Source organism: Pseudomonas sp. St29 (assembly GCF_001547915.1).
GTDB lineage: Bacteria > Pseudomonadota > Gammaproteobacteria > Pseudomonadales > Pseudomonadaceae > Aquipseudomonas.
This window is the reverse complement of record NZ_AP014628.1, coordinates 5,317,541-5,337,052: the sequence shown is the minus strand read 5'-3', so window position 1 is coordinate 5,337,052 and position 19,512 is coordinate 5,317,541. Positions and strand designations below refer to the sequence as shown.

17 protein-coding genes are annotated in these 19,512 nt (G+C 62.4%); 10 read left to right on the top strand and 7 right to left on the bottom strand.

The window, feature by feature from the left end; translation table 11 throughout:
* Positions 1–90: 90 nt before the first annotated feature.
* Positions 91–1,185 carry an iron-sulfur cluster carrier protein ApbC gene (gene apbC, locus PST29_RS23625; RefSeq protein WP_060840789.1) on the top strand — a complete coding sequence of 365 codons (1,095 nt, stop codon included), beginning with the start codon at positions 91–93 and terminating at the stop codon, positions 1,183–1,185.
* A 101-nt stretch (positions 1,186–1,286) separates the two neighbouring features.
* Here apbC and PST29_RS23620 read toward each other — a convergent pair whose 3' ends face one another.
* Complete coding sequence (locus PST29_RS23620; RefSeq protein ID WP_060844466.1) at positions 1,287–2,045, bottom strand: SDR family oxidoreductase; 759 nt, start codon at positions 2,043–2,045, stop codon at positions 1,287–1,289.
* Between the two features lie 166 nt (positions 2,046–2,211).
* On the opposite strand from PST29_RS23620, the gene PST29_RS23615 reads away from it, so the two are divergent.
* The 4 genes from PST29_RS23615 (at position 2,212) to groL (ending at position 5,724) form a co-directional block, all read left to right on the top strand.
* Complete coding sequence (locus tag PST29_RS23615; protein WP_060840787.1) at positions 2,212–2,943, top strand: HugZ family pyridoxamine 5'-phosphate oxidase; 732 nt, start codon at positions 2,212–2,214, stop codon at positions 2,941–2,943.
* Positions 2,944–3,009: 66 nt separating this feature from the next.
* Positions 3,010–3,486, top strand: coding sequence for an FxsA family protein (locus tag PST29_RS23610; protein ID WP_060840786.1), 477 nt, complete (start codon positions 3,010–3,012; stop codon positions 3,484–3,486).
* A 251-nt stretch (positions 3,487–3,737) separates the two neighbouring features.
* Positions 3,738–4,031 carry a co-chaperone GroES gene (locus PST29_RS23605; RefSeq protein ID WP_011063093.1) on the top strand — a complete coding sequence of 98 codons (294 nt, stop codon included), beginning with the start codon at positions 3,738–3,740 and terminating at the stop codon, positions 4,029–4,031.
* Between the two features lie 49 nt (positions 4,032–4,080).
* Positions 4,081–5,724 (top strand): chaperonin GroEL, encoded by a 1,644-nt coding sequence (gene groL, locus PST29_RS23600; RefSeq protein WP_016965560.1) that lies wholly within the window; start codon positions 4,081–4,083, stop codon positions 5,722–5,724.
* Between the two features lie 152 nt (positions 5,725–5,876).
* Here groL and PST29_RS23595 read toward each other — a convergent pair whose 3' ends face one another.
* Entirely contained in the window at positions 5,877–7,826 is a 1,950-nt protein-coding gene (locus tag PST29_RS23595; protein ID WP_060840785.1) for an LTA synthase family protein, read from the bottom strand.
* 205 nt (positions 7,827–8,031) lie between these two features.
* Here PST29_RS23595 and colR point away from each other — a divergent pair, with 205 nt between their 5' ends.
* The 5 genes from colR to PST29_RS23570 all read left to right on the top strand — a co-directional run bounded on the left by colR (position 8,032) and on the right by PST29_RS23570 (position 11,808).
* The gene (colR, locus tag PST29_RS23590; RefSeq protein ID WP_060840784.1) at positions 8,032–8,715 is read left to right on the top strand and encodes a two-component system response regulator ColR; all 684 of its coding nucleotides are present in this window, start codon (positions 8,032–8,034) and stop codon (positions 8,713–8,715) included.
* The gene (locus tag PST29_RS23585) at positions 8,705–9,985 is read left to right on the top strand and encodes a sensor histidine kinase (protein WP_060844465.1); all 1,281 of its coding nucleotides are present in this window, start codon (positions 8,705–8,707) and stop codon (positions 9,983–9,985) included. The genes colR and PST29_RS23585 overlap by 11 nt, the downstream gene beginning before the upstream one ends.
* A 198-nt stretch (positions 9,986–10,183) precedes the next feature.
* Positions 10,184–10,864: a class I SAM-dependent methyltransferase gene (locus PST29_RS23580; RefSeq protein ID WP_060842008.1), complete on the top strand. Its 681-nt coding sequence runs from the start codon at positions 10,184–10,186 to the stop codon at positions 10,862–10,864.
* A 3-nt stretch (positions 10,865–10,867) separates the two neighbouring features.
* Positions 10,868–11,581, top strand: a complete 714-nt coding sequence (locus PST29_RS23575; RefSeq protein ID WP_060844464.1) for a lipopolysaccharide kinase InaA family protein — start codon at positions 10,868–10,870, stop codon at positions 11,579–11,581.
* A gap of 2 nt (positions 11,582–11,583) precedes the next feature.
* Positions 11,584–11,808 carry a hypothetical protein gene (locus PST29_RS23570; protein ID WP_060840781.1) on the top strand — a complete coding sequence of 75 codons (225 nt, stop codon included), beginning with the start codon at positions 11,584–11,586 and terminating at the stop codon, positions 11,806–11,808.
* 94 nt (positions 11,809–11,902) lie between these two features.
* Here the strand turns inward: PST29_RS23570 and PST29_RS23565 are convergent, their stop codons facing one another.
* The 5 genes from PST29_RS23565 to PST29_RS23545 form a co-directional block, all read right to left on the bottom strand.
* Positions 11,903–13,000 (bottom strand): DUF1513 domain-containing protein, encoded by a 1,098-nt coding sequence (locus tag PST29_RS23565; RefSeq protein WP_060842007.1) that lies wholly within the window; start codon positions 12,998–13,000, stop codon positions 11,903–11,905.
* Between the two features lie 2 nt (positions 13,001–13,002).
* Entirely contained in the window at positions 13,003–14,067 is a 1,065-nt protein-coding gene (locus PST29_RS23560) for an imelysin family protein (RefSeq protein WP_060840780.1), read from the bottom strand.
* 43 nt (positions 14,068–14,110) lie between these two features.
* On the bottom strand, positions 14,111–15,535 hold the full coding sequence (locus tag PST29_RS23555; RefSeq protein WP_060844463.1) for a di-heme oxidoreductase family protein: 1,425 nt from the start codon (positions 15,533–15,535) through the stop codon (positions 14,111–14,113).
* A gap of 190 nt (positions 15,536–15,725) precedes the next feature.
* Entirely contained in the window at positions 15,726–17,066 is a 1,341-nt protein-coding gene (locus PST29_RS23550) for an imelysin family protein (RefSeq protein WP_060840778.1), read from the bottom strand.
* Positions 17,067–17,228: 162 nt separating this feature from the next.
* Entirely contained in the window at positions 17,229–19,280 is a 2,052-nt protein-coding gene (locus tag PST29_RS23545; protein WP_060840777.1) for a putative bifunctional diguanylate cyclase/phosphodiesterase, read from the bottom strand.
* Positions 19,281–19,512: the final 232 nt, after the last annotated feature.

Sequence of the window (19,512 nt, the reverse complement as noted above, 5' to 3'; positions counted from 1 at the left end):
CAGATTGTACGCAGCGGGCTCCCTCGCCACGAAGGAGTCGGCGGCGTAGGATAGCCGGCTGATTTTCCAGTCTTGTTATCGGAGTTGCCCATGAGCGCCGTCAATCGCGCAGCGGTGGAAGCCGTCCTTCGCCAGTACACCGACCCTTACCTGAACCAGGACCCGGTCAGCGCCGGCTGTGTGCGGGACATCGACGTCCAGGGCGACCGGGTCACGGTCCGCATGGAGTTGGGTTATGCCGCCGGTCTGTTCAAGAGCGGCTGGGCACAGATGCTGCAACTGGCCATCGAAGGCCTGGACGGCGTCGGTTCGGCCAAGGTCGAGATCACCAGCGTGATCGCCGCGCACAAGGCCCAGGCGCAGATCCCGGGCCTGGCCAACGTCAAGAACGTGGTGGCGGTGGCGTCCGGCAAGGGCGGTGTGGGCAAGTCCACCACCGCCGCCAACCTGGCCCTGGCCCTGGCCCGCGAAGGCGCCAAGGTAGGGATTCTCGATGCCGATATCTATGGTCCGAGCCAGGGCATCATGTTCGGCATCGCCGAAGGCACCCGGCCAAAGATCAAGGACCAGAAGTGGTTCGTGCCCATTGAGTCCCACGGGGTCGAAGTCATGTCCATGGCCTTCCTCACTGACGACAACACGCCCATGGTCTGGCGCGGGCCAATGGTTTCGGGCGCCTTGCTGCAACTGGTGACCCAGACCGACTGGGGCAACCTCGACTACCTGGTGATCGACATGCCGCCAGGCACCGGCGACATCCAGCTGACCCTGGCGCAGAAAGTCCCGGTGGCCGGGGCGGTGATCGTCACCACGCCTCAGGACCTGGCCCTGCTGGATGCACGCAAGGGCGTGGAGATGTTCCGCAAGGTCAACATCCCGGTGCTGGGGGTGGTGGAGAACATGGCGGTGCACATCTGCTCCAACTGCGGTCATGCCGAGCATCTGTTCGGTGAGGGCGGCGGTGAGAAACTGGCCAGCCAGTACGGCGTCGAACTGCTGGCCTCGCTGCCGCTGTCGATGCTGATCCGTGAGCAGGCCGACGGCGGCAAGCCGACGGTGATCGCCGAGCCGGAAAGCCAGATCGCCATGGTCTATCAGGAACTGGCGCGGCATGTGGGGGCGCGCATCGTATTGCAGGAAGCCGCGGCGCCGGCGATGCCCAACATCACCATCAGCGACGACTGAAACCCCAGGCGGGTGGATCAGGCAGGAGCCGGCTTGCCGGCGCAGGCGCTGGCAAGATCGCCTTGCCCGGCAAGCCGGCTCCTACCGTTGCGATGACAGGATCAGACCCGCAGGCCGCCATCCAACTCCAGGATGCGTCCGGTGTAATAGTCGTTCTCGAAGATGTACGCCGCCGAGTGGGCGATCTCTTCCGGCTTGCCCATGCGCTTGAGGGGAATCCCCGAGGTCATCTTCTCCAGGGCTTCAGGCTTCATGCCCAAGGTCATCTCGGTTTCGATAAAGCCCGGGGCAATACCGGCCACGCGGATGCCATATCGCGCCAGTTCCTTGGCCCAGGTCACGGTGGCCGCCGCGACCCCGGCCTTGGCCGCGGAATAGTTGGTCTGGCCAATATTGCCGGCGCGGGAGATCGAGGAGATGTTGATGATCGTGCCGCTGTTGTTCAGCTCGATCATTTTTGCCGCCACTTCACGGGTGCAGAGGAATACCCCGGTCAGGTTGACGTCGATCACCGCTTGCCACTGGGCCAGGCTCATCTTGGTCATTTCACCGTCCTTGACCTTGACCAGCAGGCCGTCGCGCAGGATCCCGGCATTGTTGATCAGGCCGTGGATGGCGCCGAAGTCCTCGGCCACCTGGGCCACCGTGTGGCTCACCTGTTCTTCATTGGCGACATTGCACAGATAGGCACGGGCCTCGACGCCCTGGGCCTGGCAGGCGGCGACCGCCTGATCGAGTTTTTCCTGGTTGAGATCGACCAGGGCCAGCCGCGCGCCCTTGGCCGCGAAATACTCGGCCATGGAGCGGCCCAGGCCTTGGCAACCGCCGGTGATCATGATTACTTTGTCAGTGAGTTGCATTCGCATGTCCCGCTAGCAGGTCTTGAGGGGTTGTCCTTGGTAGGGGAACCTCGGCCGACTGCCGGATCTGGCCTGGCTGCAGATGAGAATTGCCCCGTCGGCGTAGCTGGAACAATGCTCCAGGCGCCCGTCCGTTTTCGACGGATTTTACATGAGGAGTCACAAAGTGAGCGTTGAAGCTGCGAAAAATGCACGAGAACTGCTGCTCAAGGAATATCGCGGGGTGCTGTCGACTCACTCCAAGGCCATGCCCGGCTTTCCCTTTGGCTCCGTGGTGCCCTACTGCCTGGACGCCGAGGGACGGCCACTGATTCTGATCAGTCGCATTGCCCAACACACGCACAACCTGCAGAAGGACTCCAAGTGTTCGCTGCTGGTGGGCGAGCGCGATGCCGACGACGTGCAGGCGGTCGGACGCCTGACCTATCTGGCCGAGGCCGAAAAACTCGAGGATGAACAGGCAATCGCTGCCGCGGCCGAGCGCTACTACCGCTACTTCCCCGAATCGCAGAACTACCACAAGGCCCACGATTTCGATTTCTGGGTACTCAAGCCGGTGCGTCATCGTTACATCGGCGGCTTTGGGGCGATCCACTGGATCGATCAGGTGACCCTGGCCAACCCGTTCGCCGGCAAGGCCGAGTCGAGCATGGTGGATCACATGAACAGCGATCATGCCAAGGCCATCGCCCATTACGTCGAGCTGACCGGGCTGCCCGACAGCGAGCCGGCGCAACTGGTCGGGATCGATGCCGAAGGCATGCACCTGCGCATTGGCCAGGCCCTTTACTGGCTGCCGTTCCAGGCGCCTTGCAACACGCCGACACAAGTACGCGAAGCCCTGGTTTTCCTGGCTCACGCCGATCAATGGCCGAAAAATCCAGCCGTTGGCGCTTGAATTCACGAATTGGCGACGTCATTTACGGTCTACTGGAAGGCATTCTTCCGCAGAGGAAACCATTTGATGCGCCCTTACCTGTTGCTCTTTTTACTGTTCCCGGTGCTGGAGCTGTTCGTCTTCGTCAAGGTCAGTGCGGCCATCGGGTTTTTCCCGGCCCTGCTGCTGATCATTCTCGGTTCGATGCTCGGTGTGCTGGTGTTGCGCGTGGCCGGTCTGGCCACGGCACTGCGTGCCCGTGAGAGTCTCAATCGCGGCGAACTGCCGGCCCAGCAGATGCTCGAGGGGCTGATGCTGGCCCTGGGCGGCGGCCTGCTGATCCTGCCCGGTTTCATCAGTGATGTATTCGGCCTGTTGATGCTGCTGCCGATCAGCCGTCGCCTGCTGGCCAACAAGATGCGCCAGCGCGCCGAGGAGCAGGCCCTGCGTCAACGCGCTTTTGCCGATGACATGCGCGCGGCCCGCGGCGGCCCTGCGCCGCAACAGCCATTGGGCCGCGAGCCCAATGTCATCGAGGGCGAGTTCGAGCATCGCGACTCATAACTTGGCGGCTTCACTGCACGGCACCTTCGGGTGCCGTGTTCGTTTTGGTGCAAGCACCGCAAAAAAAATCACCGGTCAGCCCTTGTAATAACCTTATGCGCCCTTATGTAACGGTCACCGCAAGGTTTCTGGTGCTTACACCAGACAGACTTCCGCGGCTCGCTTGTCGAGTCGCACCCGGCACAGCCGGATTTGTTAACCTGCCGGTGTCGACACCGGCCGTTGAAAACCACAATTAGGAGAGATCGACAATGAAGCTTCGTCCTCTGCATGACCGCGTCGTCATCCGTCGCAGCGAAGAAGAATCGAAAACTGCCGGCGGCATCGTTCTGCCTGGTTCGGCTGCTGAAAAACCTAACCGTGGCGAAATCGTCGCTGTAGGTACCGGCCGTGTGCTGGACAACGGTGAAGTACGTGCGCTGGCCGTGAAAGTGGGTGACAAAGTGGTGTTTGGCCCGTACTCCGGCAGCAACACCGTGAAAGTCGATGGCGAAGATCTGCTGGTAATGGCCGAGAACGAGATTCTCGCTGTTATCGAAGGCTGATTTCCCGCGTATTTTCCCGCTACTACACAGTATTTAAGGAATATCGATCATGGCTGCTAAAGAAGTTAAATTCGGCGATTCCGCCCGCAAGAAAATGCTCACCGGTGTCAACGTTCTGGCTGACGCGGTAAAAGCGACCCTCGGCCCGAAAGGCCGTAACGTGATCATCGAGAAGAGCTTCGGCGCTCCGACCATCACCAAGGACGGCGTTTCCGTTGCCAAAGAAATCGAGCTGAAAGATCGCTTCGAAAACATGGGCGCGCAGCTGGTCAAAGACGTTGCCTCCCGTGCCAACGATGACGCTGGCGACGGCACCACCACCGCCACCGTTCTGGCTCAGTCGATCGTCAACGAAGGCCTGAAAGCCGTCGCTGCCGGCATGAACCCGATGGATCTGAAGCGTGGTATCGACAAGGCCACCATCGCCATCGTCAAAGAGCTGAAAGGTCTGTCCAAGCCTTGCGCTGATTCCCGCGCCATCGCTCAGGTCGGCACCATCTCTGCCAACTCCGACAACTCCATCGGCGACATCATTGCCGAAGCCATGGAAAAAGTCGGCAAGGAAGGCGTGATCACCGTTGAAGAAGGCTCGGGCCTGGAAAACGAACTGTCTGTCGTAGAAGGCATGCAATTCGACCGTGGCTACCTGTCCCCTTACTTCATCAACAAGCCGGACACCATGGTTGCCGAACTCGACGGCCCGCTGATCCTGCTGGTGGACAAGAAGATCTCCAACATCCGCGAAATGCTGCCAGTGCTGGAAGCCGTTGCCAAAGCCGGCCGCCCACTGCTGATCGTGGCTGAAGACGTTGAAGGCGAAGCCCTGGCGACTCTGGTTGTGAACAACATGCGTGGCATCGTCAAAGTCGCTGCCGTCAAGGCACCAGGCTTCGGCGACCGTCGCAAGGCCATGCTGCAGGACATCGCCGTTCTGACCGGCGGTACCGTGATCTCCGAAGAGATCGGCCTGAGCCTGGAAAGCACCACCCTGGAGCACCTGGGTAACGCCAAGCGCGTGATCCTGTCCAAAGAAAACACCACCATCATCGACGGTGCTGGCGTTGAAGCGGACATCCAGGCTCGTGTGACCCAGATCCGTCAGCAAGTGGCCGACACTTCGTCCGACTACGACCGTGAAAAACTGCAAGAGCGTCTGGCCAAGCTGTCCGGCGGCGTTGCAGTGATCAAGGTTGGCGCTGGCTCCGAAGTTGAAATGAAAGAGAAGAAAGCCCGCGTTGAAGACGCCCTGCACGCTACCCGTGCAGCCGTTGAAGAAGGCGTGGTACCTGGCGGTGGTGTAGCCCTGATCCGTGCTCTGCAAGGCATCAAGGACCTCAAAGGCGACAACGCCGATCAGGACGTGGGTATCGCTGTTCTGCGTCGCGCTATCGAAGCGCCGCTGCGCCAGATCGTTGCCAACTCCGGCGACGAGCCAAGCGTGGTGGTGGACAAGGTCAAGCAAGGTGCCGGTAACTTCGGCTACAACGCTGCCACCAGCGAATACGGCGACATGATCGAAATGGGCATCCTGGATCCAACCAAGGTGACCCGTTCCGCGCTGCAAGCTGCATCGTCCATCGGCGGTCTGATCCTGACCACCGAAGCCGCTGTTGCTGAAATCGTGGAAGACAAGCCTGCAGCTGGCGGCATGCCAGACATGGGCGGCATGGGTGGCATGGGCGGCATGATGTAAGCCAGCCTTACCCCTGTACTGAAAAAGCCCCGCCGGTGAAAGCCGGCGGGGCTTTTTTATGCCTGGGATATGGAAGGCGCCTGGATCTTCGCGGGCAAGCCCGCTCCTACAGCGATGCACCTCTGTAGGAGTGGGCTTGCCCGCGAATGACTTCAGCGCTGACTCAACTCGGCCGCCGAGGCTTTTGGCGCCTTCCAGCCCAGCAACTGCTGCTTGAAGCCATAACTGGCGCTCTGGTAGTAACTGATCCCGCGCTGGATCAGTGGATCGCTGTCCGGCACCCGGGATTCCCGGCTGGCGCCCAGCGCCTGGTCATGGCGGCGCAGACCCTGGCGCGGGCTGAGAATCGCCAGGTCCTGTCCGTCGAACAGTCCCAGGTGCTGGTAGTTGCCCACCAGCACCCGAGGCGGCAGCGGGTTGTCCTGCAGCAGGTTGCGCCCGAAGAAGGTCGATTCGTAGTCCAGGTTCAACAGCCCCAGCAGGGTCGGCGCCAGGTCGATCTGACTGGCCAGTTGGGCACTTTCCCGCGCCGGGATCAGTTTGGGCGCGTAGACGAACAGCGGGATCTGATAGTTGCTGATGGGCAGGTCTTCCTTGCCCGCGCTGCCCGCCGTGTGGTCGGCGACGAACACGAAGATCGTGTTGTCGAACCAGGGCTTTTGCCGCGCGGCCTTGAGGAACTCGCCGATGGCGTAGTCGGTGTATTTCACCGCGCCGTCACGGCCATTGCCGGACTTGATGTCGATCCGGCCATCGGGGTAGGTGTACGGCCTATGGTTGGAGGTGGTCATCAGTTGCAGCAGGAAGGGCCGCTGTTGGGCGTAGTCGGCATCGGCCAGCTTCAGGGTCTGGCCATAGAGGTCTTCGTCGGCCATGCCCCAGGCGTTCTTGAAGTGGATCTCGGATTCCTCGACGCTGCTCTGGTCCACCACCCGGTAGCCGTTGCCGCTGAAAAAGGCATTCATGTTGTCGAAGTAGCCGCGCCCGCCGTAAACGAACACGCTGTCGTAGCCCACGGCGCGCAGTTGCTGGCCCAGGCTGGCGAAGCCGCTTTCACGACCGATGCGTTTGACGATCGAGCGCCCGGGCGTGGGCGGAATCGCCAGGGTAATGGCTTCCAGACCACGGTCGGTGCGGGTGCCGGTGGCGTAGAAATTGTTGAAGTACAGGCTCTGCCGGCGCAGCGCATCGAGGTTGGGGGTCAGGTTGCGCTCGTCACCATTGCTGCCCATGTACTTGGCACTGAAGCTCTCGAGGGTCACCAGGACGATATTCGGCGTGCGCGGTGTGCCCGGGTTATCGATGGCGCGGCGGATATCCAGCGGGTCCTGGCCAATGAAGCGGGCATTGGGCTCGTTCAGCTCGGCGCGCATCTGCCGCGCCACGGCCTCGGCGGGCAGGCTGCGATAGAACTGTGAATAGTCCAGTTCGTTGTTGCGAAAGGCGGCAAAGAACTGGTACGGGCCGTTGCTCGCCAGCTCATTCTGATAGGCGTTGCCGCCCTGGGCGCGCGGACTGTCCTGGCTGAGCAGTTGCAGACTGGCCACGGCCACCAGCAACAGGCTCAGGGCGCTGAGCAGGCGACCGCGCAGGGGCGGCAAAGGCGCGTTCAGGGCGGCCAGCAGGGGCCTGCGCAGGACCAGGCTGAGGATCACCGCCGCCAGGGCCAGCAGGCTCATCAGCAGGCCGATGGGATAGGACTCGAGGATGTTGTTCATGACCTCGTCGGAGTACACCAGGTAATCGACGGCGATGAAGTTGAAACGCACGCCGAACTCATCCCAGAACAACCATTCCGCCACGGCGGTGAAGAGCATGGCGAACAAGCTGATGCTGAACAGGCCCTGCATCAGCCAGCGCAAGCCGCGTCGGCGCCAAAGGCTTGCCGGGCACAGCAACAGGCCCAGCCCCAGGGGCAGGGCGGCGTAGGCCAGGAAACCCAGGTCATAGAGCAGGCCGACGCCGAACACGGGCAGCCAGCCGCTACCGGCTTCGTTGAGGTGGGTCAGCAGGAGGGTGCTGCGGGTCAGCAGGAAAATCGCCAGCCAGGTGCCGGTCAGTAGCAGTACCAGGCGCGCGGGCGCGGTCTTGAGAAGGTCCATCGAGGGGGTGTTCCTTGTGGGCAAAACGGTCCGCAGTCTGAGGTTGTCCCTGTAGTCAGGTTGTGAACCCTCGGTGAAAAACTCGTTAAGACATTGATTGGATAACAGCGCTGCGGCAGCGGTCAGACAAGGCTGGCGGCGAGTCGGACTTGGCCTTAAGCTGCGCGAGCCAAGACGGCCGTAACTGTGTAGGGAGAGAGTTCCGATGCGAATTCTACTGGTTGAAGACAACCGCGATATTCTCGCCAACCTGGCTGACTACCTGGGGCTCAAGGGCTACACCGTGGACTGCGCCCAGGATGGTCTGTCCGGGCTGCACCTGGCGGCCACCGAGCATTACGACCTGATCGTGCTCGATATCATGCTGCCGGGAATCGATGGCTACACCTTGTGCAAGCGCCTGCGTGAAGATGCCCGGCGCGACACCCCGGTGATCATGCTCACCGCCCGCGACCAGCTGGATGATCGGCTGCAGGGCTTCAAGTCCGGCGCAGACGACTACCTGCTCAAGCCTTTTGCCCTCTCGGAACTGGCGGCGCGAATCGAGGCGGTGATGCGCCGTACTCAGGGCGGTGGTCGCCGTGCGTTGCAGGTGGGCGATCTCAACTATGACCTCGACACCCTCGAAGTCACCCGCGAAGGGCGTCTGCTCAAGCTCAACCCGGTGGGCCTTAAGCTGTTGGCGGTGTTGATGCAGAAGAGCCCCCATGTGTTGCGCCGGGAGATTCTCGAAGAAGCCCTGTGGGGCGACGATTGCCCGGACAGCGACAGCCTGCGTAGCCACGTTCATCAACTGCGCCAGGTGATCGACAAGCCATTTGCCAAGCCGCTGCTGCACACCGTGCATGGTGTCGGTTACCGGCTGGCCGAGGGCCGTGATGGAGTTTAAGCAAAGCCTTGCCCAGCGCATCATCATCGCCTTTGCCTTGATGAGCGCATTGGTGGCAGGGGCATTCGCCATGGGCATCGTGGCGACCGTGCATCTGGTGGAGGAGAAGCTCATCTCCGCCGGCCTGGGGGGCGACCTGCAACGCCTGTTGCTGATGGACGACGTCAACGATTGGCGGCATCGTCCCGAGCCCGACCAACTGTTCTACTACAGCGGCGGTCGCGGCGATTTCGAGTTGCCCAAGGACTTGCGCCATCTGGATCCGGGCTTCCATGAAGTGTTCCGCGAGCAGCTGTCCTACCACGCCATGGTCGAAGTGGTGGATGGCCGGCGTTACGTGCTGCTGCAGGACCAGAGCGATTTCGAAGAGCGCGAGCGGGTGCTGTTCGCCGTGGTGCTGGTGGGCTTCGTCCTGAGCCTGGCGCTGGCGGTGTTCCTGGGCTGGATCCTGGCGCGCCGGGTGATGGCGCCCGTCGTGCGCCTGGCCCGTCAGGTACGGCATCGAGATCAGTTACTGGGGTTGGCGCCGCCGTTGGCGCCGGATTATGCCGCGGATGAGGTGGGCGAGTTGGCCATCGCCTTCGACGCCACCCTGGGGCGCTTGCGTCAGGCCTTGAGCCGCGAGCGGCTGTTCACCAGTGATGTCAGCCATGAACTGCGCACGCCGTTGATGGTGTTGGCCACCTCCTGTGAGCTGCTCCTGGAGAACCCCGGGCTGGACCTGCGCGGACGGGCTCAGGTGGAACGGATTGCCCGGGCCTGCGAGGAGATGCGCGAACTGGTGCAGACCTTCCTGATGCTCGCGCGTGCCCAGCGAGAAGACGCCGGCATGGCGCCGCAACTGACCCTGACGCAAGCGGCCACCGATCTGATCGGCCTGTGGCGCGAGTCCATCGAGGGCAAAGGCATCGAGTTGATCTTCGAACCCGGCCAGCCCGGCGACACTCGCTACAACGCCACCTTCCTGCATGCGGTGATGGGCAATCTTCTGCGCAACGCCTTGCACTACACCGAGCAGGGCTTTATTCGCCTGAGCCTTGAGCCGGGCGGGTTTGTGGTGGAAGACAGCGGCGTGGGCATTCCCGAAGAGAAGCGCGAGGCGATGTTCCAGCCCTTCGTGCGCGGCGATGAAAAGCGTGGTGAAGGCTTGGGCTTGGGCTTGTCCCTGGTGCAACGCATCTGCGAGAACCAGGGCTGGAGTGTCAGCCTCACCACCATGATCCCCAATGGCTGTCGTTTTCACGTGCAGCTGCAACCAGCCAAGAGCTGAGTTTCCTGATCCGGCCCTGTTATGCAGGGCCGGTCACTTGTCGTTTTTTGTTCCTCTGTGGCCCTAGGCCATTGCCGGCAGCCTGTAAAAATCTGAAATATCTTCCTGTCGGACGGTACGAAGTTTTCACAAAGGGATGACCTGTCGCTGACATGCCGCTGCCTAAGGTGGCGCCATCAGCTACAGGAGACCTTGATGATGGCCAAGCCGATCAGGCTGGAATTTTCCGACAAGTACGATGCCCAACACGCCGAGCAATACCTGCAGAAGCATCAGGATGGCCTGGCCCGTCGTTTGTCCCATTGGCGCGATGAACAACTGGCCCGCGCGGCCCTGGCCGCTGCCGGCGAGCCGGGGCTGGTGCTGGACCTGCCTTGTGGCGCTGGCCGCTTCTGGCCGTTGCTGGCGCAGAAGGCCAACCGGGTCATCATTGGCGCGGACAATTCATCGGCTATGCTGAGCACCGCCATGGCGGCGCAGCCTGCCGACGTGGTGAGACGGGTACGGCCTTTGCAAACGTCCGCCTTTGCCATTGATTTGCCGGACAACGCCGTGGACTGCATTTTTTCCATGCGGCTGTTGCACCATGTGGGCCAGGCCGAGCATCGGCTGGCGTTGTTGCGGGAGTTCCAGCGCGTGACCCGCGACAGCGTGATCATCTCGCTGTGGGTTGACGGCAATTTCAAGGCCTGGAAGCGCAAGCGCCTGGAGCGCAAGCGGTTGTCCGCAATGGGGCCGGAGACTTACCAGAATCGTTTCGTGTTACCGGCGGCCACCGTCGAAAAAGAGTTCAGGCAAGCCGGTTTTCGTGTCCAGGAGCACCTGGATTTTGTTCCGCTCTACGCCATGTGGCGAGTGTACGTATTACGAAAGAGGTAACGGATGGTTGTTGAATCTGCTTCGCAAATGGATGCTGCGCCCTCGGATCGCTTCGAGTACTTCTGGAACAGACAAGGTGAATGGGTCGAGGAACCCAATCAGCGTCGAGGCGGTGAAAGCGGTGTGCAGCGCATTGTGAGCAGCAGCGGGCGTCTGCTCTATGCCAAGCGCCAGATCGGGCACATTTATCGAAGCGTGCTGCACCCTTTCGGGCGACCGACCGTCTTGCGCGAACTCGCCGCGTTGCAAGGCCTGCGGGTGCTCGATGTGGGGGTTCCGGAACTGGTGTTCTGTGGTGCTCGGCGCGATCCGCAGAATCGCTGGCAGGCCCTGCTGGTGACCGCGGCGCTCGATGGCTTTGTGGAAATCGACAACTGGTACGCCGCCGGTGAGCGTGAGCGCCATGGTGAAGTGTTCCATGAGCGTTTGCTGGAGGCCCTGGCGGTGACCCTGGCGCGCATGCACAAGGGGCGCTGGCAACATGGCTGCCTGTACGCCAAGCATATTTTCGTGCGTGTGGAAGGCGAGGGCGAGCAGGCCCGGCCACAGATCGCTTTGCTGGATTTCGAGAAGTGCCGGCAGCGCCTGAGCAGTCAACGAGCAGCAGCCCACGACCTCAAGCAACTGCGCCGCCATTCGTCGTGGAACGACACGGATTGGCAAAAGCTCTACTACTTTTACAAAACGGCGTTTGGCAGCTCCATCAAAGGTTTATAGCTATGAAGCTAGAAATTGCACGAGGTGTTTTCCTGGCAGGAGCCTTGGCAGTTGCTTCCTTGGCCCTGGTTGTCTGGGAGCAGCCGCGAACGCAGGTGCTCAGTGCCGCTCAAGGGGAACATTGTCCTTTGCCGCGGGTTGCCAAATCGACAACCGCCGCGCGGCCCGATCATGAGCTGCTGTTGTTCATGTTCGGCATGAGCCAGGGCTTGAAACCCCAGAGCTGAACCTATTCTCCTGCCCAACCAAAGGCCTCGCCATGCGAGGCCTTTGGCATGTCTGGGGCTCGGGCATTGGCGCTGCCCGCTGCCCGGAGGCTGTTCAGACCAGATGCAAATGGTTGTCCCAGAGCCCGGCGGGCAGTTCCAGGGGCTTGGCCACAATCTGCTGCTGACGACAGTCATAGAAGCGGCAGCGGCCTTGGCCCGAGGTCACCACGAAGCCGTCGGCCACGGCACCGACCCCGGCGCAGTCCGGCAGAGGCGCATCGACCCGCACCGCGCCAGTGTCCAGATCCCAGATGAAGAAGCGGTTGCCCCGCGGGGCGGTCAGGGCCACCAGTCGCAAGTCGCTGTGGACGGCAACGCTGGCGGTGTAGTGCCCCATGGCCTGTAGCTGCTGCTCGGGGACCGGGAAAGGCGCAAAGGGCTGGCCCGGGCGCTTGATCGCCAACAGCTCCGAGGATTCGTGGGCGGCGCCCATGAACTGCTGGCCGGTGACGATGGTGCCGTCGCTGGCGATGCCCATGTGACGCACGCTGTTCATCTGCTGGGCCAGGGTTTCCTTGCTCAGCAGGGTGCCGTCACGCTGCATCAGCACCAGGCTCGGCTCCATGGCGTCGAGGTTCATCTCCACCCGGCTTTCGGCTTCGGTGCGGATACCGCCGTTGGCCACCACCAGGGTTTCGCCGTCGGGCATCCAGGACACTTGATGCGGGCCGATGCCATGGGTGGACAACTCGCCGCTGTGCACCAGGCGTTCGCCTTCAAAGCGGTAGACCCCCAGCAGGCCGCGCCCCGGATCACGGGTGTCGTTCTCGGTGGCATACAGCCACTGGCCGTCCTTGTGGATCACTGCGTGGCCGTAGAAATGCCGGTCAGGCTGCGAGCTCAGGGTTTGCAGCAGGCTGCCGTCCCGCAGGTCGATCAGGTAGCTCTCGGTGCCCGGACGCCGGGCCACGAACAGCGCGATCGGCAGTTGCGGGTGATTGATGATGTCGTGGCAACGCTGGCCGACCTGGGTAGCAAACACCTGTTTACCGTCCAGCTGATAACCGACGGCGTAATGCTTGCCGTCACCATCATCCCTGGCCGACAGCAGCAGGGGCTGCTTGTCCTTTTGCTTGAACAGCGTCCAGCCGCCCAAGGTCACCGCACTGAGCAGCAGGCTGCCCAGTGCCAAAGCCTGACGTCGCAGCATCATCAGTCACCGTCGTTGGCGTTGAAGCCCAGTTGGATGCCCAGCGCCTTGGCCAGTTCGCCTTCGTGCAGGCGGTGGACCACGTTGAGGCTGTCGTACAGATCGTTGAGCTGCTGGCGCCCGGCGTCGTCATTGAGCATTTCAGTGAGCGAGCGCTGGGTGCTGGCAAAGAGTTTCAGCGAGGCGGCGTAGGCGGCGTCGATCTTCTCGGCCAACGGCTTCTGGTCGGCCGGCAACAGGCCACGCAGGCCCTTGTTGTCGACCCCGGCCCAGACGGTCTGGGCGGCGCTGAGGCTGGCTTCCAGGCCCTGCAGGGACGACTGGCTGCGCCAGGCGTCGGCCTGGAACGGCTGGGGGATGCCCTTGGTCTGGCGGCCCATGGGCGTACCGAGTTTCTTCTTCAGGGTATCCAGAGCGGTGACCTGAACCCGCAGCAGGTCGGCGATGGCCTCGTGGGAATCGGCGTAGCGCTGGTTGGGGAACTTGCTCATCTGCGCGAGCATGCCGTCGTTGGTGTTCCAGCTCGACAGGATCTCTTCGGCCAGTTGCTTCTGGCGTTCACCGATGGCGGTCAGCAATGGGCAGTAGCGGGCTTTCTGCGCGCTGTCGGCCATGTCGATCTTGCTGTCGAAGAGGATGTATTCGTAGGCCGACAGGCCTTGTACCACCACGCTGGACTTGGCCAGGGCCGCGGCATCGATCTGCGGGGTGGCGCTGACCAGTTGCTCGACCTGACGGCCCACCAGGTTCTTCTTGTCCGGCCAGAACTGCACCTGCCAGGAGCGGTTGCCCTCGGCCAGCGGACCGATCAGCAAGGGCTGCAGCTCGGCCCAGGCCTTTTGCGCGTGGAGGAAGTCGGCCCGGGCGGTGTCCAGGCTTTCCTTGCCTTCACAGAAGGCCAGGGCGCTGATGGCCAACTGGCGGTCGGCATCGACCCAGCGGCTGTAGGTCGGCAGGATGACCTGCTTGGCGATGGCCGCCGAGGTCACGGCTTGTGGGTCCTGGGGCGCGCAGGCGCCCAGAGCGAGTGCAGCCAGGCTGGTGAACAGCAGTTTGGGGCGGAACATGTTCGGGCTCCCTTTATTGTGGAGAAAGCAGTTGAGTCGAGCGTTATAGAGAATTCAGGAAGGCCAGCAGCGCGGCGCGCTGCTCGGCGTTGAACGCGAGCACCTGTTGTTTTGCGCCTTCGGCCTCGCCGCCATGCCAGAGCACCGCTTCCATCAGGTTGCGGGCACGGCCGTCATGCAGGAACTGGGTGTGGCCACTGACGGTTTCCGTCAGGCCAATGCCCCACAGGGGGGCGGTGCGCCAGTCGCGGCCACCGGCCTTGAACTCCGTGCGGTGGTCGGCCAGGCCTTCACCCATGTCATGCAGCAGCAGGTCGCTGTAGGGGCGTATGACCTGGTTGGCCAATTCGGGTTCGGCGGCATCGGCCGCCGTGGTGAAACTGGGGGTGTGGCAGGACTGGCAACCGGCCTGGAAGAACAGGTTCTTGCCCGCCAGGACCTGGGGCGAGTCGACGTCGCGGCGCGCCGGTACCGCCAGGTTGCGGGTATAGAACAGCACCAGGCGCAGGATGTTGTCACTGACCTCCGGCTCGCCGTCCGGGCCATTGCCGTTGGGCGCCTGCTTGCACGCGGTTTGCGCCTCGGTGCAGTCGTCGAAGGGCCGCAGGCTTGTGGTCAGGCCCATGTCGCCGGAAAACGCGTGAACATTTTGTTGATTGAGATTGGGTTGTCCGGCTTTCCAGCCAAAGCGCCCGAGCACGGTCTTTTGCTGAGCGTCATCCCAGACCCAGTTGGGCCGTCCGGCAATCCGGTTGTTGCCGGTGGCGGGCTGAGCGTTGGCCAGGATCGCCGCTTCGGGAATGGCTTCCAGCAGCCCCAGGCCGACCATCGGTGGCGCGACCCGGGCTGAAAAAGCGGTGTCCGGATGCATCGGGCCGTAACCCAGGTCGGTGATCTGCAGCCTGGGCTTGCGCAACTCCACCAGGCTGCCGTCCTTGAACCGTACCGGCACGCTGTCGTAATCGACCCGGACCCGGCCTTCGGGAGCGACGCCGGGAATCGCCATGTCCTGCAACTGGCCGCCGTACACCGGTTCCGGCACCACGCCGAGCTGTTCGATGACCTTGGCGTAGGCCGGGGCATCCGGGATCGACAGGCGCACCAGCATGGACACTGCGTTCAGGGCATCCGGCGCGGGCGGATGGCCGCGGCCGTCCTTGACGTGGCAGTTCTGGCAGGCGTTGGTGTTGAACAGCGGACCCAGGCCGTCGCGGGCGGTGGTGGTGGAGGGGGCGATGACCCAGGGGTTGCGGAAGAAACTGTTGCCCACGCTGAAGTCCAGGCGCCGGGTCGCTGGCAGATTGGCCGAAGGCAGGGAAAACGCGTTGCGATCCGCCTTGTTGACCGTGGTGGCGCCGCCGGCGCGGGCTTCACCCGGTTCGGCCTGGGTAAAGCGTGGAGCGTCATCGCAGGCACTCAGGCCCAGGGCCATGGTCAGAGCGAACCAGCGAAGCAGCGACGAGGGCATCGGACATCCTGCAAGACGAGCAAAACAAGGGCGCAAAGTCTAACAGGCTGCTGAAGTTTGAATAAGAGGAATTATCGTTTGGTTTGACCCAGGACAAGCTTGCCGAGGGACGGCTCACCCACGCCGTTGGAACCGCGCAGCGACAAAAAAAGGCGACCCTAAGGTCGCCTTCTGCCTGCAGCGGCGCTGATCAGAACTCGTGATCGGCGTTGTCCGGGTTCAGGTCGCTGATGCCCAGCTTGCCGGCGGCCTGTTCGATCGAACCGGTCTGCTTGACCAGGGCGGCGATGGCGTCGCGCACGATCTGGTTGCCGGATTCGTTGCCGGCGGCGATCAGCTGGTCGTAGTGCTCACCCTTGTTGGCGTGGTCGACCATGACCTGGATCTTGGCTTCGGTAGCGGCCAGATCGGCTTTCAGGGCGGCGTCGGCGGCGGGGTCGGCCTTGGCCACCAGGGACGACAGGCTGGCGCCGGTCATCTTGGTGCCGTCGACACGGGTGTATTCGCCCAGGTAGACGTTGCGGATGCCCTTGGCGTCATAGAAGTGCGAGTTGTGGGTGTTGTCGCTGAAGCAATCCTGTTCGTCTTCAGGCGAGTTGGCCTCCAGGGACACTTTCATCCGCTCGCCGGCCAATTCGCCCAGGGACAGGCTGCCCATGCCGAAGAGCATTTTGCGCAAGCCGGTTTCGGCCGGTTCCGCTTCCAGGGTGGCGCGGTAGTTGTCGGCCACGTCCGGTTTCCAGTTGCCGACCATCTCTTCCAGGTCGTTGACCAGCAGTTGGGTCACGGCTTTCAGATAGGCGCGACGACGATCGTTGTGGCCACCGGTAGCACCTGCGCCTTCCAGATAGTCGGACGCCGGGCGCGCGCCGGCGCCTGGGCCGGTGCCGTTCAGATCCTGGCCCCAGAGCAGGAATTCGATGGCGTGGTAACCGGTGGCGACGTTGGCCTCGGCACCGCCCAGCTCGTTCAGGCTGGCCAGGGTTTCTGGGGTGATGTCCTTCACGTCGATCTTGTCTTCGCCGACCTGGATCTCGGTGTTGGCGATGATGTTGGCGGTGGCGCCGGGGTTGCCCAGGGCGTGTTCATAGCTCTTGTCGACGTAGTCGATCAGGCCTTCGTCCAGCGGCCAGGCGTTCACCTGACCTTCCCAGTCATCGATGATGGTGTTGCCGAAGCGGAACACTTCACTCTGCAGGTAAGGCACGCGAGCGGCCACCCAGGCAGCCTTGGCGGCCTTCAGGGTTTCGTCGTTGGGCTTGGCGAGGAAGGCGTCGATGGCGGTTTGCAGGGTTTTCGCGGTGGATTCGGCGTCGCTGTAAACGGCAAATACCATGTCGGCGTAATGCGCGACCACGGCCTTGGCTGCGGCTTCGTCGACCTTGCCGGCGGCGTCGTTGGCCGGGGTGGCAGTGCTGGCAGCCGGGGTCGGCGCTTGAGCGGCAGCCTTGTCGTCTTTGCCTTCGCCGCAGCCGGCGAGGGAAATAGCGATGGCCAACAGACTGGCGGTAGCCAGAGGCATACGAATCATGGCGAACATCCTGCTTCGAGAGGGGGAATGGACGGCGCGTGGGGCGCGCAAAACTGCGACATAATGCGAAAGATTTGCATTATGTGTAAAGGGTCGTGCCTGTAAATATTTCTTATTCAGCGCAGGATTGCGTCAGCCGGGGGGACCGGCGCAATGCCCGGTTCAGAGGATGGCCGCGTTACTGCGCTGCGCCTGTTTCAGGTAGGCACTCAGCTCCCGGGCCGGCAGGGGTTTGCTGTAGTGGTAGCCCTGACCTTCATGACAGCCTTCGGAGATGATGTAGGCCTCCTGTTCGGCGGTTTCCACGCCCTCGGCAATCACTTGCATGCCCAGGCTTTTGCCCAGTTGGATGATGGCGCGCACGATGGTGGCATCGTCGTCGTCATCCAGCAGGTCCTGCACGAAGCTCTTGTCGATCTTGATCTTGTCCAGGGGCAGGCTTTTCAGGTAGCTCAGGGACGAATAGCCGGTGCCGAAGTCGTCGATGGCGATCAGCGCCCCGGAGCGGCGCAGGCTCAGCAGGTGCTGGGCGGCGGTGCTGATGTCTTCCATCAGGCCGGTTTCGGTAACTTCCAGTTCCAGGCTGCGGGGCGGCAGGCGGTAGATCTGCAGCAGGTTGTTGACCACCCGTGGCAGTTCGGCGTGGTGCAGTTGCACCGTGGACAGGTTGACCGCCATGCGCAGGTCGGTGAACCCCATGTCGTGCCATTCCCGCAGTTGGCGACAGGCCTGGTCCAGTACCCATTCACCGATGGCGATGATGGTGCCGTTCTGTTCCGCCAGGGGGATGAACAGGTCCGGCGGCACCATGCCGTGCTCGGGGTGCTGCCAGCGGATCAGGGCCTCGACCCCCACTACCCGATGGTCGCGATAGCTGATCTGCGGTTGATAGACGAGGAAGAACTGTTCCCGGATCAGGGCTTCGCGCAGGTCTTTTTCCAGTTCCCGGCGCCGGCGCATCTCGCTGTCGACGCTGGCGATGTAGAACTGATAACGGTTGCGTGAGCGGCTTTTGGCCAGGGTCATGGTCTGTTCGGCTTTCTGCAGGAGTTTTTCCGTGCTGTCGCCGTCTTCCGGGAACAGGGTGATGCCGATGGTGGCGCGCAGGCGGATTTCCTGATGATCGAGAGCAAAGGTGGCTTCCAGGTCGTCGAGGATGCTTTGCGCCAGTTCCGCCGCTTCGTAGGGCTGTTCGATATCGGCCTGGACCAGGGCGAACTGGTCGCCGCCCAAACGCGCCAGGGCACCGAGACGGCCGCTGTGGCCACGCAGGCGGTCGGCCAGGGCCAGCAGCAACTGGTCACCGGTCTGGTAACTGAACTGTTCGTTGATGCCCTTGAAGTCGTCCAGACCGACACACAGCACGGCGACCCTGCGTTGCAGGCGGCCGGCGTCTACCAGGATCTTGTCCAGCTGCTGTTGCAGTTGCTGGCGATTGGGCAGGCCGGTGAGGAAGTCGTATTGGGACATGCGCAGCAGGCTGTTTTCCGCCTCGTGGCGCAAATGGGTGTTGCGCTCGATGGAGGCCAGCAACTGGTTGGCGGTGTTGATCCAGATCCCCAGTTCGTTCTTTTCGTGGCCCTTGAGCAGGGGCAACTGGTGTTCACTGGGGCGGTCGGGGTTGATGTTGGTCAGGTGCTCGATGATCCGTGACAACGGCTTGGTCAACAGGCAGTGATAGACCAGGTACAGCACCAGGCCCATGGCCAGGGCGCGCAGGACCCCTGAGACAAAGATGATCACCGAGCTGATGATGAAATCCTGGCCATAGGTGGCGGTGTCGAGGGTAATGCTCAGGTCGCCGTAATACTCGCTGTAGGGCCCGCGGCCAACCAGTTGGGTGGTGAAGGTGCGTTCCTGGCCAAGGATCAGGTCCGTGAGCCAGCGACTGGGGGAATGCTGCAGCTCGCGGGATTTCTCCGCCAGCATGGTTTCGTTGGGGTGGCCGATGGACGCCATGCGCACCGCGTCATCCTGGAACAGGCCTTCAATGACTTGCATGCCCATTTCTCGATCCAGGCTGTAGACCGCCTGTGTCGATGGGTCGCGAAACATGTCGAGAATGCGCTGGGCATCGTTCGCGACCGCCTGCCGGGTCTTGTAGGCGTCGAAGACGATCTGGGCGCAGCTCAGAACCACGCCGACGATGAGTGCCGACAGCAGCACAACCCGGAGCAACTTCACCGACAAGCTGTTTTTGAGTTCCAGCTTCAAAGGGCTATTCCTTGTTCCGTGCGTGTAGCGTCAAGTTGCCGTGAGTATTGGCAATCCCGTGATAGCCGTCAAAGTGACATCAGCGCCGAAAACGGGACGTCTGCGGGCCAGGCCCGGGTGATCAGATTCAGGATTGCTCTAGCTGTGGATAGTGTGTCGGTAGCGACGCCTTGCAACTTGAGGGGCGGCGTTGTTTTTTACATCAGATGAATCTTAGCGCCTCGGCTGGGCG

Coding starts and splice junctions, on each gene's coding strand:
- apbC (WP_060840789.1), top strand. CDS start 91: ATGAGCGCCGTCAATCGCGCAGCGGTGGAAGCCGTCCTTCGCCAGTAC.
- PST29_RS23620 (WP_060844466.1), bottom strand. CDS start 2,045: ATGCAACTCACTGACAAAGTAATCATGATCACCGGCGGTTGCCAAGGC.
- PST29_RS23610 (WP_060840786.1), top strand. CDS start 3,010: ATGCGCCCTTACCTGTTGCTCTTTTTACTGTTCCCGGTGCTGGAGCTG.
- PST29_RS23605 (WP_011063093.1), top strand. CDS start 3,738: ATGAAGCTTCGTCCTCTGCATGACCGCGTCGTCATCCGTCGCAGCGAA.
- groL (WP_016965560.1), top strand. CDS start 4,081: ATGGCTGCTAAAGAAGTTAAATTCGGCGATTCCGCCCGCAAGAAAATG.
- PST29_RS23595 (WP_060840785.1), bottom strand. CDS start 7,826: ATGGACCTTCTCAAGACCGCGCCCGCGCGCCTGGTACTGCTACTGACC.
- colR (WP_060840784.1), top strand. CDS start 8,032: ATGCGAATTCTACTGGTTGAAGACAACCGCGATATTCTCGCCAACCTG.
- PST29_RS23585 (WP_060844465.1), top strand. CDS start 8,705: ATGGAGTTTAAGCAAAGCCTTGCCCAGCGCATCATCATCGCCTTTGCC.
- PST29_RS23580 (WP_060842008.1), top strand. CDS start 10,184: ATGGCCAAGCCGATCAGGCTGGAATTTTCCGACAAGTACGATGCCCAA.
- PST29_RS23575 (WP_060844464.1), top strand. CDS start 10,868: ATGGTTGTTGAATCTGCTTCGCAAATGGATGCTGCGCCCTCGGATCGC.
- PST29_RS23570 (WP_060840781.1), top strand. CDS start 11,584: ATGAAGCTAGAAATTGCACGAGGTGTTTTCCTGGCAGGAGCCTTGGCA.
- PST29_RS23565 (WP_060842007.1), bottom strand. CDS start 13,000: ATGCTGCGACGTCAGGCTTTGGCACTGGGCAGCCTGCTGCTCAGTGCG.
- PST29_RS23560 (WP_060840780.1), bottom strand. CDS start 14,067: ATGTTCCGCCCCAAACTGCTGTTCACCAGCCTGGCTGCACTCGCTCTG.
- PST29_RS23555 (WP_060844463.1), bottom strand. CDS start 15,535: ATGCCCTCGTCGCTGCTTCGCTGGTTCGCTCTGACCATGGCCCTGGGC.
- PST29_RS23550 (WP_060840778.1), bottom strand. CDS start 17,066: ATGATTCGTATGCCTCTGGCTACCGCCAGTCTGTTGGCCATCGCTATT.